Below are 13,256 nucleotides of genomic sequence, written 5' to 3'. Positions count from 1 at the left end.
CCTCACAGAATCGCGGCAGCCTTGGTCAAAAACCAGATGATGATCACCACCAGCAGGGCACCGATGCCGACTACAGCACCCAAATCCTTCCAGGTCTTGCGCTGATTCTGTACGTCGGCATAGACGGTCAACGAGTGCCAAGCCACCCCCAAGAAAGCGAGTAAGGCGATCAGCAGACCGAGCAGGATGCCGCCGTCGTAGGCGTAGTTTTTGATCGTCTCGATCAACCCGGACCCTTCGCCGCGCGAAGGGGCTTCCATGGTGGGGAGTTCGGCAAACGCCAAGCTCGGACCGAGCACCAGCAGCAGACCGATCAAGCGCTGACTGGCACGATCACGCAGGTTTTTTTTCAGCGGGGCAAGGCACTTGAGCATGACGGCGATCTCCTGGATTAAGACAGGGTGAAGAACATCAGGACGAGTAGGGTGAGCGTGACGCGCGCGGCACTGCCGCCGAAGGCTCCAAAGCGCACACTGCCTGTCGCCCAACCCCGGTAAGCCGTCCACATCACCCAGGCGCACCACAGCAAAGCCAGGACGAGAACCAAGGAAAGCCACAGCGTTGAGCTGCTCTGCGCCGAGATGCCGGAGGCGTTTTGGAACGCTGAGGTTTGGGCGTCAGTCATGCTCATGGCGAGGGCTCCGCAGTCGGAGTGTCGAGGCGGTAATCACCGACCAGTTCACTGGGATCTCGGGGTTGCGCACGGGAAGGGAACAGATAGCTCTGTACACCTTGGCGGATGCGCTGAATGTCCTGGGTCAGTCGGGGGTAGTCGAAGCGGTAGCGCTCATTTGGTTGAGCGCTGCCTGAAGTCTCGGCTTGAGCGGCTAGGCGCTCGATAATGTCCAGCTGCTGCTGGACTAGGCTGAGCTCACCCTGTTCATATTCAGATGCGGCATAGCCGCTGCTATCGACGGCAGCTAGCGAGAGTAGTAAGCAACGAATGATGGTCGTCGGCATGATGCTGGCCCTTATGGATCTGGGGAGCAGAATCAAGTCAGAGGTCGAATTATTCCGTAAGAAACCTGAGGTCTGATGAATCGCTTTTTCTGGGGAAGGACTGGGGATGTGCATTACAGCTAATGTGGCCCTTCGACCGTTGGTGGAAAATGGTTGAGGCTCTAGGGAAGCTCCACTCTCGATGACTTTCGTTGATGATGATATCGTCACAACCCCTTTTCCGTGAAAAAGGTAACCCTTTAGAGTATTACCACTCCTGAAAGCTCCAGATCACAAGGTTAGAGCGCCTCGTAACTGAATAACTGTTACAAGGCACTCTGTCTTGAACGGAAATTAGTCATCAGTCAAGAAGAAGCTGGAGCAAGCCTGTTATGCGAAGTAAGCGCTGGTTGGGTATCCGGCGCGGCAGTCCAGAGGTTCCGCCGCGATCAGAGCGCCATGCCGATGGGCGCGTATTTGCGCTCATCTGACCAGCCGATTGCATTGAATCCGCCCCCTGTGCATCCGACTTGACCCGCAGACGTCAGAGGAGCAATGGGCAGAGAACGGCCAATTCTGTTGAAAAAGTCCGCCATGGATTCCACGGCAGAAAAGTACGCGTCTGAGATTGAAATCCTTACATTGAGCAGAGGCTTCCGGGCTCAGATTTCAGTCGGCAGAACAGCCTTTACTGGGTCAGTTTTCGGTCAGCGGCAACAGCTGCTGAGCCGTTTTAACTGTTCCTGAAAACGTCGTGACCTTGATCAGTTTGCGAAACGTGAGCACGGTCTCCAAGCATCGATATAGAAAACCCAATCTGACGTTTTTACACACTCTGGGCCAATAGCGGCCAGTCGATAACTCATACAGCTTTCGGGTGAACAGATTGCGCCTGGCGTTCAGCGCGTGCCGTCAAAACTGCGAATGCGGCAGCAGCTAGACTGCCGCCGACAGCAATTCCCAAGCGCATGTTGGCGGCCGCTAACTAATACGGGGGAGCGCAGAGTGACCATAATGAAGTTCGTCCAACAATGATTTGAGGTTGAACAGCTATGAGCGCAGGGGAGCGCTGGACTGTGAAGTGCCAAGACGCTGCGGATGGAAGTGGGGACCTCATCGTCGATTTACCACCAGAGCTGCTTTTGAAAATGGGCTTAAGCCCTGGGGACGAGTTGACGATCGAGGTATTGGATGGGGTGATTGTCCTTAAGCCCACACGTCACGACAGTCCCTAACCGATGCCCCGCCCTTCCACTGATAGGGCCACATCTCAGAGCGACCGCCTCACGCCCTGAGGAAGTCAGTCAACCTAAATCGAGGTTCTTGAGGAGCGGTGAACCACGCCTCCTCAAGGCATTCAAATAGGTCGTTTCCTGCGGTCTTAGATCTCGACCGCTGCCCCCTCTACGTCAAGTCAATCGTCACCTTGTCGGCTACCATCACAACACGCCGTCAGTTCGTTTTAGCCACCCAGGCATTGAAGCGCTGCTCAAGCTCTTCACCATGGTTGACCCAGAACTCACTGTCGATCGGCATCGCCTGCGCCAGGTTACTCGGGGCGGTGTTCAGGCGCGACGCCAAGGTCGGATCAAGTAATGACGCGGTTTGCTGGTTGGTCGAACCATAACCGAGCTTTTCGGTATGAACCTTCTGATTTTCCGGGCGAAGGGAGAACGCAATAAACTGCTCGGCCATCGTTTTGCTCTTGCTGCCTTTCGGGATCGCCCATGAGTCGATGGCATAGATACTTCCCTTCCAGACGATCTGCACGTTGGCCCCCGTCTCCTGGGCCGCGAAAACCCGACCGTTGAACGCTGTACTCATGACCACATCACCGCTGGCAAGGAACTGCATCGGCTGCGCGCCTGCCTCCCACCATTGAATATCAGGTTTTATCTGGTCAAGTTTGCGAAACGCTCGATCAACACCCTCCTTGGTAGACAGCACTTTGTAGATGTCGGCATAAGCCACGCCATCGGCCATCAATGCGGCTTCCAGCGTGTACTTGGCCCCCTTGCGCAGGCTGCGTTTGCCAGGAAACTTCTGTGTATCCCAGAAGTCGGTCCAGCCGGTCGGCGCGACCTTGAGTTTGTCAGCGTTGTAAGCTATCGCCATCGACCAGACCAGCATACCGGCACCGCATTCGGAGAACGTGCCGGGCACGAAGTCAGACGGCTTGCCGAACTGTGCCGTATCCAGATGTTCAAACATCCCCTCGTCACAACCGCGAATCAGTTCTGGCCCCTCGACCTGTACCGCATCCCAATTGACGCTGTTAGTGTCGACCATGACCTTGATGCGGCCCATTTCACCGTTGTACTCACCGGCCACCACCTTGTTGCCGGTGACTTTTTCGAATGGTTTATAGAACGCTTCCGACTGCACGTCCTTGCTCACTCCGCCGAACGAAATCACGGTCATTTCACCCGCCATGACACTCGACGTGATGGCTGTGAGGAACAAGGCTACGATTGCTTTCTTATTCATGTCTACCTCTAGGATTATTGGTTTTGGCAGATTTGAAACCCGCTTGGCAGTGTTCAGGGTGATCACTGACAGCTATCCCATCCCTGACTCTGGGGCCAGTAGAATGGTGACTCCAGTCATAGGTAACGGCCTGACCGTCGACCGTACTTCAGCACCGGTAATCCACTCGATCACCGGCAATCAGGCGCAGTGCGGACGCCCAGGCGAGTTGGTGCAGCTCTTGATCGATCTCGTCATCGGACTGCCGCGCGGTTAATTCGCATACTGCCTCAGGGGGCGTCCGCAGCGGCCGGCCGCCGGCCAGGGCCTGAACCTGGGCCTGGCAAGCGCGCTCCAGAAAATAGATCTGATTGAACGCTTCGGCGATGGACCGGCCTGCGGCGAGCAACCCGTGATTGCGCAGAATCATCGCCATGTGCAAACCCAGGTCGCAAACCAGCCGGTTGCGTTCTTCGGGGTTCAACGCGATACCTTCATAGTCGTGGTATCCAAGCCGTCGGTAGAACTTGAGTGCATGCTGGCTGATTGGCAGCAGCCCCTCTTCCTGCGCGGAAACCGCAATACCGGCTGAAGTGTGGGTATGCACGATGCAAGCGACATCGGGGCGTGCCGCATGGATCGCCGAGTGGATGTTAAATCCAGCGCGATTGACACTCCCAGGGCCGTAATGTGAGTCCACGGCATTGCCTTCATGATCGATCTTGATCAGATCGCAAGCTCGCATTTCGTGGAACAGCACACCGTAGCGATTGATCAGGAAGTGCCCCTCCTCGCCGGGTACGCGGGCGGAGATATGCGTATCGATCAGATCGGTCATGCGAAAGTGTGCGAGCAATCGATAAAGTGCAGCCAGATCGCATCGGGTTTCCCACTCTTCGCTGGAGATCCGGCTACGATCGATTTGATAGCTGATGTCGTGCATTACGCATCCTTGTTCATGGTATGTTTCGACCGAATTGGTCGACCGGCAATGAGGTGATCTTGCAACACCCTTTACCGGTGTACCATGAACAGAAAAGGCTTCTGGGCTGCATCACTGTTATGGTCATTTTACCGATACACCCACCGCAGAACGCCACGCTTGGACGGTTGTTTCTATGATGTTTTTAGACCCCAGCTCGGAGGTGTCACTGGTCAGCCAGATCGTCACCGGTATCAGCCTGGCGATCAAAGAGCAGCGCTTGCGCCCCGGTAGCAAATTGCCGTCTATTCGCAAATTTTCCCAGACTCACAAAGTCAGCCACTTCACCGCGGTCGAGGCCTATGATCGGCTGGTTGCGCTCGGTTATCTGACACCAGTGCGTAATGCTGGCTTCTATGTGCGCGACATGTCGTGCGGGACGCTTGCCGAGCCCGCACCAGCGACAACCGTGACAGACAACGAATTTGATTTCGACGCCTATCTGCTGCTGCAAAAAGTCTTTCAACCAATGGGCATGGAGCTGCGTCCCGGCGTCGGTTTGTTACCCGAGCAGTGGACCGATCACGAAGGCCTGCAACGCAGCCTGCGTGCCATAGGCCGTAGAGAATTGAGCGATTTTTCCGGCTACGGACTCGCCAAGGGTTGCGCACGATTACGGGCCAAGCTGGCTGAAAAACTGGCAGACACGCGCATTGCTGCGCACCCGGAACAGATCATGTTGACCAGCGGCGGTAGCCATGCGCTGGACTTGGTGGTGCGCTACCTGGTGCAACGCGGTGACAACGTATTGGTCGACGAGCCGGGTTATCACAACCTGTTCCTCAACCTGCATATGCAAGGGGCCAAGCTACTGGGCGTACCGCGCACCCGCGACGGAGTTGACCTTGCCGTACTTGAAGAACTCATTCACCTTCATCGTCCCAAGGTATTTTTCACCAACACCCGCCTGCAATGCCCCACCGGCACCAGCCTGTCGTTGGCAGTCGCCCATCGGCTACTGCAACTGGCGGAAAAATACGATTTCCTGATCGTCGAGAACGACATCTACGCCGACCTCGACCCGACCGGTCAACAGGCGTTGGCCGGCATGGATCAGTTGTCGCGGGTGATCTATATCGGTAGTTTTTCCAAAACCATCGCCCCGGCGCTGCGAGTCGGCTTTATCGCCGCTCACCAGGAACTGATCGACGAACTGGTGCCGTTAAAAATGGTCAGCGGCCTGACCACTTCGGCAATAGCCGAAGAATTGGTGCTCGATGTACTGCTGCAGGGACGGCATCGCAAACACATCAAACAACTGCAGAGCAATCTGGCGCAAGCTCACGAAACCGTGGCTTGCAGGCTGGAAGCCGTGGGAATGGAAATATTCGCCAAACCACACGCAGGACTTTTTCTGTGGGCTCGTCATCCGCTGATCGAGGACTCCACCGAACTCGCCATGAAGGTCAAGGATGAAAAAATCCTGCTCGCACCCGGGCAATTGTTTATGCCGGATGCTCGAGTAGTGCCCTGGATGCGCTTCAATGTAGCGCATTCGATAGACGACCGGATTTATGAGTTGTTAGCGCGCGAAGCTGACGGACCGCTTGGCCATTGAGTAGAAAATATTCTCGGCGCAAACCCGATCAGCCTGAAGTGCTCAGGCTTTCCATCGGGAACGGTTAATCACACTCGCTTTGGCGACATGGCACCTCGACCGTCAAAGTGCCATGCTCCATGGATTTCTATTGGATCAATTGCCATATTTCCTTCATTCAAACTCAATGGCCGGGCCTGGCTGTGTGAAAACGTTTTAGTGCGAGTTTGACAGTCAGAACCGCAACGAAAATCGCGTTCCTACGCAAATTTCAGGTCTGCTGACCAACCAAACGCTGGCAGATTTTACGTAGCTACGCAGGCTGCAAAACGGGGGCTGCGTTTTTACACAGCCTCGGCCGATTGCTGTCTGTCGCTACGCTAGAAATTGGCAGGTTATTGCCGATCTGCCGCATTGATCAACGGAGAGACAGACTTCAGCAGTAACATTGAGAGCGCTGGTGATTTCCTGCGCGGACTCTTCAACTCCGTGAACGACTTTCGACGCTGGAGGCAGGTATACGAGAGCTGCGATGAGAACGAACGTCTCTCGCTGCTGGTAGAGCATTCGCCCCTACTCGACCCTAGCGCTGGGAGGCCCACAGGCCACGGGGCCGAATGTGTACGCAGCACCACATGAATCAGCCATGGAGAAGATCGAGTGGATGTCAGATATTTTCTTGGGTTGCGTACCGCCTTCATCCGTCACTACTTCGATGAAGCTGGAGCACCATTTCGAGAGACAATTCGGAAGATTGATGCCAAGGATGCGCCGTTCGAGGAACCCGAATGGGATCCCGAGACGATGAGCGATGAGCCACCATTTCTTAACGAATGGCTCCAGGCCCAGACTGGACTGGAGGTTATCGGCCAAACCTGCGTCTCTATGCTCTCAGAGAGCTTGAAAGTTTACCTTCGTACCTTGGAGCGCAACGCTGGACTGGACTGCGAAACTGAATGTGGTCCGAAGGTTTTTAAGAAGGGATTTATAAGCGGGTACCGGATCTGCTTTGAGAAGCTCGGCGTAGACTGGACGAACTGCCCTGTGGATTTTGACGTCTTGGAGCAGGTGGTGCTGGCCAGAAATGCAAGTCAGCATGTCAATCAAATCACGCACACAAGGGCCAGTCACACACCTGGCGCAATCGGTAAATACCCCAGCCCACTGTTCATCAGTGACCATGAGAAAACACTTATGGAAAATGGCGACGGTAATCTACTCATCGATCCGACAATCCATGTGACCCGCTCTGATTTGCATTTGGCGATCGAGGAGATTGAAAAGCTCGCTGCCTGGTTAGAACCATGATTGATGAAGATCTAAAGTAGGAAAGAGCTTAACTAAGCACTTAGAGATATTTTTTGAACGTCGTCGCTGTGATCGCCACTGCTGTTCCAAGTATCACTGTGCAAGGCAAAAAAATAGCTAAGGGATTGAGCGTAAAGGGTAGGGATAGGTAAATGACCCAGGGCACGATCAGCAATGGTATCAATGCACGTTTGGCACGATGGTAGACAAAACTGCTTTCTCGCCCCGCGCCAAATTTGCGTAGGTCGCGGCGCGTCAAACCATCGACAAAACCGGTGAATGAGGCCAACAAAAATAGTGGTGTGGCCAAGACTAGAATGGTCAAGCGCACCAGGAAGGTAAAGGTCACATACACCGCCGTCAGTACAAAATCCTCAATGCTCACGTAGAGCTGATTGATCCAGCTCCAGAAGCCGTTGCCCTGGCTCGACACCCGCGCCTGCATGGCAAAATCAGCAAAGCCAGTCTTGACCAACAGCCACTTATTGAGGAAATCCAGCCACTGGACAATCGTTGGCCCAGGCTGTTGGATGAGAAGTGAATATTCGAAGTGCTCGCTGAGCCAACCTAACTCACTTGTTAGCATGGCCTGACTATGCCGCCAGCCCTGATCACCCCAGAACAGCAGCAAGCCAGCAAACTCAATCAGAATCGAGAGCAGCAACGAGGCGATCAGCAAACCGATGATGCGCAGTACCAGACTGATCGCCGAGATGATCAGCCCTGGGCGCTGGATGGGTTGTGGCGGCGTGTTCTGGGCGGAAGTCGCCATAGTTCACTCCATTGCGCGCTGCAGAGTTGATGTGGGCACGACTCCTTCTGGATCGTTTTCTGCTGAATTGAAACCTGTGGCGGGGCGGGCTACCCCACCTGATCCAGATCGAAGTTTGTTGTTGGGCCACCGCCACTAGCGCTCCACCATTTCCCCGCCTGCGCGTTGTAGGTGGCCCGCATTCGCTGGGTGAGCTCCTGTAGGTCCTTGGGTATGGCGTCGTCGTTGGAGGGTTTTGGCAACGGCATGCGGACTTTCCAGAGCTGCCCACCGGCCTGGAAGGAGAACATTTGCCCCTTGGGCAAACTGACGATATGAGCAGGCTCGATCAGCGGCACACTGGTGCTGCTGACACGGTCCTGTGAGGACGAGGTGAAGTCCGTGTTGGCCTCTGGATCGGAGGTGTCGGTGGCGCCCGACACCAGGGTTTTGGTCAGCACATTGACCTTGGGCAACTGCTGGGTGAGCAGTTCAGCGGTGGCGGTTTCACGCACGCGGAGCATCTGTAGGGTGTTGAAATTGCCGATCACTTGGCCAGCCTTGGCGCGGTTACCGATTCGCGCTTCGATATCGCTGAGGGTCTGGGTGTAGGCGGTTACCTGGATACCTGCGCCGCCACCCTTATTGATCAGTGGGATGAATTCATCCCCCATCAGCTCGTTGAACTCATCAGCGTGCAGATTAATCGGCAGTTTGTCACTGCTGCTGCCCGATGCGGGTAGGCCATGGTCAATTCCATGTTTGTAGATGTGCCCCGCGACCGAGACCAAATCGGCGAACATGGAGTTGCCCACAGCAGCGGCCACCTCGGCGTCGGTCAGCGCATCCAGACCGACGTAGACGATGCCGCGTTTTCGGATAATCTGCATCCAGTCGAAGATTGGCCGCGGGTCATCTAAATCGGTGTAGTTGGGGGCCAGTAACTGGGCGGTCTTGCCGGTGGTGAGTTTCTCCAGCAGCGGCAGTAGCGAGGCCACGATTTTGTCGAAGTAAGTACGGTCGTAGCGTACCGCCGAACGCAGTCCGTCCAGTACCGGATCAAATACCCGTTTCACCGCCAGGTACTGCTCGATGGCCACCACGCGCTTTTCGCGCCCGACCATATGCCGGGGAATGTTCTTCTCGGTGAGCTTGCCTTCAAGCTGGACAATCACTTCCCACGCCTTCGGGTCGGTCTTGGCGAAAAACTGCTGGGCGTATTCGATGAACAGTGCGTCGATGTTGACCACATGTCGCTGGATCTGCAGGTAGTCCGGGCGTCGGCCCAGCTCGATCAAAGCCCGGGCGATGATGTTGACGAAACGCCAGGCGAACTCACGAAAGGCTGCGGAGTTGCCTTCACCACTGAGCTGCCCAGCAATGCGCGACGCCACTTCCGAGATGCGCCCGAAACGTCCCACGGCGTTGTAGCGCGCGGAGATCTCCGGCCAGCCTAGATGAAACACATAAAACTCCTTTTCCCGACCAGCGCGTTTGGCTTCGACGTACATCCGCTTGAGCAGGTCGGCATCGCCCTTTGGATCGAAGACGATGACGACCTCGTGTTCAACGCGGTGTATGTCCTGGGTGATGTACACCTCGGCGAGTCGCGTCTTGCCGACACGGGTAGTGCCGAGCACCAGGGTGTGTCCGACCCGTTCACCCAGGGGCAAACTGACTTCCGTTTCTTTGGGCTCGACCCCGTGCAGCAGCGATGAGCCACCGACTGGGGGCAGAGGGCGCAACGGATTGAAGGCGCTGTCCCAGGCGGTGGCACGGGCCAGGGTCGAAAGCGGAAACGGTGCATGCTCCAGGCGCCGTTCGAGTGCTCGGGCCAGGCGGTAGCGGGGCGGTTGGTCGACATAATGGGCGACCGCCGGATCCTGGGCCTCGACCAAGCGCTGGGTGTGCAGACGGGTCCAGCGAAAGCCGCGGCCCATGAACAGACGCTTGCGACTGACCGGAATCTGTCGGCTGGTCAGCTCGTAGCGGGGCAGCCGGCGGATATTGCGCCGATAGCGCAGCACCTCCCAAGCTTGTCGCAGGCGGATCAGGCCGAACAGGGCATAGGCTAGCGCCGCCACCAGCCCGATCTCGGGTGACAGGGCCACCGCCCAGGGTGAGTACACGCACAGCACCGCGGCCGCGATGCAGATTGCCACGGTGTACAGCTCAACCGCCGGCCGGAGCTTGGACTCCATCGCATGCTCGGCCATGGTCTGGACTCACTGTTCCAGTGAGGTGGCGGTGATCAAGGCGGGGTAGTGCTCAATCTGCAGGCGGGTGGCGATGTCGTTGCCGTTGACCGGTAGGATGGTGATGCCCGGAGCGGCTGCTCGAATCCGGGCCAAAGCTTCGGTATCGGTTACTTCGACGGCGAGACCGGCCGCGCCCATTTCCTGCAGTTCAGTCGCACGTTGACGCAACCAAGCCAGTGAGTGGGCATCCTCACCCACCAGGAAAAATGGCCGCAAGCCCGGCATGTTCAGGGCGCGAGACGTGATCTGGCCGGGGCTCAAGTGAGAGCTGCGCACGGGCAGTATCCAGGCTTCATCGGCAAACGTGGACAAGTCCGCACGCATGGCTCGATCAGGCTGGGGCTTGTTGTTTATGGGCGGCCTGGCAGCCTGAAAATGGGGGTGGGTAAAGTCGCTAGGCTGATCCCCGGCTTCGGTCAGTTCCGGCTGGGCGAAAGGTGCCAAGAGCAGGGTGACATAGCAGGTGATGGAGATTCGCTTCATGGTGATGTGCCTTGTTCAAAGGAAATCAGCAGATGTTCGAGTCTCTGGGAAAAGCCAGCACGGTAACGTGCGGCCGGCGCGCCTCCTGCCGGGCGGTGATAGCGTCCGGCCGCTGACACCCAATCACCGGTGGTGGCGTGATGTTCCTGCAACAGCGCGGCGGTCACGGCGAGATTTCGGTAGGGGTCGAGGGCTTCGCAGGGGCTAGAGAAGCGTTGTCCGTGGTAACCCAGGTTGGTTTGCCCGAGACCGACATCGACCCGCTTGGCGTCATGTCGGGCGAGTGCCTGAAGTAAGGCGTGACAGGCGGCTTGGCGAGTGGCGAAGCGGTAAGGGCTACCGGCAATATTCAGCGTCCAAGGCCAGGGCCGCAGTCGACCACGGACGCGGATACCACTCTCCTGCAGGGCAATCGCGAACAGCACCGTAGAAGGGATGTCGGCGTCATGCGCCGCCAGTTGGTAGGCAGGAGGCGGGAGTTCATCCGCCTGGACGGCGAGCACCGTCAGCAGGAGCGCAATACCACTCAGTCGAGGCGTTGCCATTGTCCATTCACCTGTTGAAATGTGGCAGGCAATGGCCCCGGGGCCCCCAGGCTGAACCAGCGACCACGGTCATGGTTCAGGGTGATCTGCCGACGTTGCACCTTGGCCGGATCGATATCTGCTTGCCGAGCCCAGCGACGGACGCGTTCATCCTCGCCTTGGCTGCCCACCAGGTAGATATCGAAGGCGTTATCACTGCTTTGCAGACGCTGCGCTTCGGCGGTGCACGCTGGGCAATGGTCCTCCACAAACAGGGCTTGGCGCAACGCGACCGCCGAGTTGGCAGGGGCCGGGGATGCCATGCCCTGGATCGGCAGCAGCCCGGGAAACAACTTGGCCCAGGCCGTGGTGTAAGCGTTTTGGTAGGCCAACTCGCGTTCGGCGCGTTTGGCTTCCAGCGCAACTTGTAATTCGGCATAGCGCTGGCGCTCTTGGTCGGTCTCGGCCTCGACTCCGAGTGCGGTCAACGGATCGAGGTTCGGGCTCCAGAAACCGCGCGGTCCGGCTTGGATCTGTTCGAAGCGCGTCCACTCCTGCTCGGTCAGACCCCAGTTTGCAGCCTGTTCAGAATGAGAGCGTGCCAGGGGAGCGGACTGCGTGTCCTGGATCCGTGACGGTGTCGTGGCGGGGTTGCCCATCGCAGCGCCCATGGCTAGCAGCGAAACGAGACAGACAACGGTGGGCAGTAGCGGTCGGTTCATGATCGCTTCTCAAGGGAGTTGCACGGTCTGGTCTGGTTGAGTGGCCACCGCGAAGATGGCGGAGTTCGGCGCCAGCACTTTCAGCTGCCAGGCGCCGAGCTGCTCACCGCTATGCAGCAGCCGAACATCCATAAGCGAGCGACTGTCAGGAGGTGCGACTGCCAAAAAACGCTCACCCCCGCGGGACTCGACACTCAACACTGAGAACGGTGGCGGGAGCGGGATGGGCTTGGGGCGAGCGGTTTTTTTCGCTCTGGTCGCGGCAGGCGTCGGCGGTGGGGGTGACGGCTGGGGCCTGAGGTCCAAGAGTTGATGCTCGACCTGTTCAAGGCGTGCGCGTAGCGCTGTCATGTCTGCCGCGGTGGCGCGGGCTGTCAGGCCATCACGCAGTTCCTGTATCTCATGCGCCCACTGATCCACCATCGGATCAAGGGTATTGGCCTGTTGCTCACCGGTATCGACCATCTGCTTCAGGTCTTTCAGTGCGTACTGCAGCTTCTCCTGCGTATCCTTGAGGGCGTTTGAATCACGTTGCAGTGTGTCCAGGGTTTGTCGGTATTGGGTGTTCGTGCTGTGTAGCTCGGCCACGCGCTGAAACTGGTTATACAAACCACCACTCAGCCCGGCGGCCGCCAGGCACAGCAGCCCAATGATGAGGGTTTGAAACGTCGAGGCTTTCATGGGCGTGCCTCCGACTGATGGGGCGAGATGGGTGTGGTTGGCGTGACGCTGGCCACTGTTTTCAGCTGTGCGAAGCAAACCGAACGGCTGACTTCATCATTTGTGAGTTGCCAGGCGGGGCCCGCCAGCACTTGCAGCGCGCGGCGCAAAGAGATCGGGCCGAGCCGGTAATGGGCTGCGGGCAGAGGCCGGGTAAAAAGCACCTTCACCGCCGCGGCATCGGGACAGAGCGAATAGCCCGAGCGCTGCAATACGTACTGCAACGCATCCTGCACTGAGGGGCTCAGGCTGGACGGGATGCTCACGTCAATGATTTGAGCGAGGAGATCGCGTTGTTCCGTGGTGGGCTCGGTGCTGGCCATCGTATAGCGGCCATAGCGGAGTTCTGCCGGATGGCTTCCTGCGGCTGTGCCCTTCGAGAATTGGGCTCGATTGGAGCCACTGTCGATCTCTGGATGGGTCGGCAATGGGTTGGGGATTTGCGCGGTGCAGGCGCTCATCAAACCCAGCAGGCAGACAGGCGTGAAAAAACGCTCCATGGAAAAAACCTCATGTCAGATTCAGTGCAGAACCTGACATGAGGTGAAGGAGCCATTCAGTGAGAA

15 protein-coding genes are annotated in these 13,256 nt (G+C 57.4%); 3 read left to right on the top strand and 12 right to left on the bottom strand.

Annotation, left to right across the window (positions count from 1 at the left end):
* Window positions 1–2: 2 nt before the first annotated feature.
* The 3 genes from AC1D19_RS02080 to AC1D19_RS02070 are packed head-to-tail and all read right to left on the bottom strand — an operon-like array spanning window position 3 to window position 960.
* The gene (locus AC1D19_RS02080; RefSeq protein WP_477762196.1) at window positions 3–374 is read right to left on the bottom strand and encodes a TIGR03745 family integrating conjugative element membrane protein; all 372 of its coding nucleotides are present in this window, start codon (window positions 372–374) and stop codon (window positions 3–5) included.
* 17 nt (window positions 375–391) lie between these two features.
* Window positions 392–631: a TIGR03758 family integrating conjugative element protein gene (locus tag AC1D19_RS02075; protein WP_477762195.1), complete on the bottom strand. Its 240-nt coding sequence runs from the start codon at window positions 629–631 to the stop codon at window positions 392–394.
* The gene (locus AC1D19_RS02070) at window positions 628–960 is read right to left on the bottom strand and encodes an integrative conjugative element protein, RAQPRD family (protein ID WP_477762194.1); all 333 of its coding nucleotides are present in this window, start codon (window positions 958–960) and stop codon (window positions 628–630) included. Before AC1D19_RS02070 ends, AC1D19_RS02075 begins: the two co-directional genes overlap by 4 nt.
* Window positions 961–1,991: 1,031 nt before the next feature.
* Between AC1D19_RS02070 and AC1D19_RS02065 the strand changes: the two genes are divergently transcribed.
* The gene (locus AC1D19_RS02065; RefSeq protein ID WP_477762193.1) at window positions 1,992–2,174 is read left to right on the top strand and encodes an AbrB/MazE/SpoVT family DNA-binding domain-containing protein; all 183 of its coding nucleotides are present in this window, start codon (window positions 1,992–1,994) and stop codon (window positions 2,172–2,174) included.
* A gap of 217 nt (window positions 2,175–2,391) precedes the next feature.
* On the opposite strand, the gene AC1D19_RS02060 is transcribed toward AC1D19_RS02065, so the two are convergent.
* Together AC1D19_RS02060 and AC1D19_RS02055 are read right to left on the bottom strand one after the other, a co-directional pair.
* Window positions 2,392–3,426 carry an ABC transporter substrate-binding protein gene (locus AC1D19_RS02060; RefSeq protein ID WP_477762192.1) on the bottom strand — a complete coding sequence of 345 codons (1,035 nt, stop codon included), beginning with the start codon at window positions 3,424–3,426 and terminating at the stop codon, window positions 2,392–2,394.
* A 148-nt stretch (window positions 3,427–3,574) separates the two neighbouring features.
* The gene (locus AC1D19_RS02055) at window positions 3,575–4,348 is read right to left on the bottom strand and encodes a class II aldolase/adducin family protein (RefSeq protein ID WP_477762191.1); all 774 of its coding nucleotides are present in this window, start codon (window positions 4,346–4,348) and stop codon (window positions 3,575–3,577) included.
* A gap of 175 nt (window positions 4,349–4,523) precedes the next feature.
* On the opposite strand from AC1D19_RS02055, the gene AC1D19_RS02050 reads away from it, so the two are divergent.
* Both AC1D19_RS02050 and AC1D19_RS02045 read left to right on the top strand, forming a co-directional pair.
* Window positions 4,524–5,945 (top strand): aminotransferase-like domain-containing protein, encoded by a 1,422-nt coding sequence (locus tag AC1D19_RS02050; protein WP_477762190.1) that lies wholly within the window; start codon window positions 4,524–4,526, stop codon window positions 5,943–5,945.
* Window positions 5,946–6,584: 639 nt separating this feature from the next.
* Complete coding sequence (locus tag AC1D19_RS02045; RefSeq protein ID WP_477762189.1) at window positions 6,585–7,232, top strand: hypothetical protein; 648 nt, start codon at window positions 6,585–6,587, stop codon at window positions 7,230–7,232.
* A 40-nt stretch (window positions 7,233–7,272) separates the two neighbouring features.
* On the opposite strand, the gene AC1D19_RS02040 is transcribed toward AC1D19_RS02045, so the two are convergent.
* The 7 genes from AC1D19_RS02040 to pilL2 all read right to left on the bottom strand — a co-directional run bounded on the left by AC1D19_RS02040 (window position 7,273) and on the right by pilL2 (window position 13,190).
* A complete protein-coding gene (locus tag AC1D19_RS02040; RefSeq protein WP_477762188.1) occupies window positions 7,273–8,004 on the bottom strand; it encodes a TIGR03747 family integrating conjugative element membrane protein in 732 nt (243 codons plus the stop codon).
* A gap of 89 nt (window positions 8,005–8,093) precedes the next feature.
* Window positions 8,094–10,199, bottom strand: a complete 2,106-nt coding sequence (traD, locus tag AC1D19_RS02035; RefSeq protein WP_477762187.1) for a type IV conjugative transfer system coupling protein TraD — start codon at window positions 10,197–10,199, stop codon at window positions 8,094–8,096.
* Window positions 10,200–10,208: 9 nt separating this feature from the next.
* Window positions 10,209–10,724 carry an integrating conjugative element protein gene (locus AC1D19_RS02030; RefSeq protein ID WP_477762186.1) on the bottom strand — a complete coding sequence of 172 codons (516 nt, stop codon included), beginning with the start codon at window positions 10,722–10,724 and terminating at the stop codon, window positions 10,209–10,211.
* Entirely contained in the window at window positions 10,721–11,269 is a 549-nt protein-coding gene (locus tag AC1D19_RS02025) for a lysozyme family protein (RefSeq protein WP_477762185.1), read from the bottom strand. Before AC1D19_RS02025 ends, AC1D19_RS02030 begins: the two co-directional genes overlap by 4 nt.
* Window positions 11,251–11,970, bottom strand: a complete 720-nt coding sequence (locus AC1D19_RS02020; RefSeq protein WP_477762184.1) for a TIGR03759 family integrating conjugative element protein — start codon at window positions 11,968–11,970, stop codon at window positions 11,251–11,253. Before AC1D19_RS02020 ends, AC1D19_RS02025 begins: the two co-directional genes overlap by 19 nt.
* Before the next feature lie 9 nt (window positions 11,971–11,979).
* Complete coding sequence (locus AC1D19_RS02015; RefSeq protein ID WP_477762183.1) at window positions 11,980–12,651, bottom strand: chemotaxis protein; 672 nt, start codon at window positions 12,649–12,651, stop codon at window positions 11,980–11,982.
* Entirely contained in the window at window positions 12,648–13,190 is a 543-nt protein-coding gene (gene pilL2, locus AC1D19_RS02010) for a PFGI-1 class ICE element type IV pilus protein PilL2 (protein WP_477762182.1), read from the bottom strand. Before pilL2 ends, AC1D19_RS02015 begins: the two co-directional genes overlap by 4 nt.
* Between the last annotated feature and the right edge of the window lie 66 nt (window positions 13,191–13,256).

Source organism: Pseudomonas sp. P1_C12, assembly GCF_056406435.1.
The sequence above is the reverse complement of the archived record's forward strand: the minus strand, read 5'-3'. Positions and strand labels throughout refer to the sequence as shown.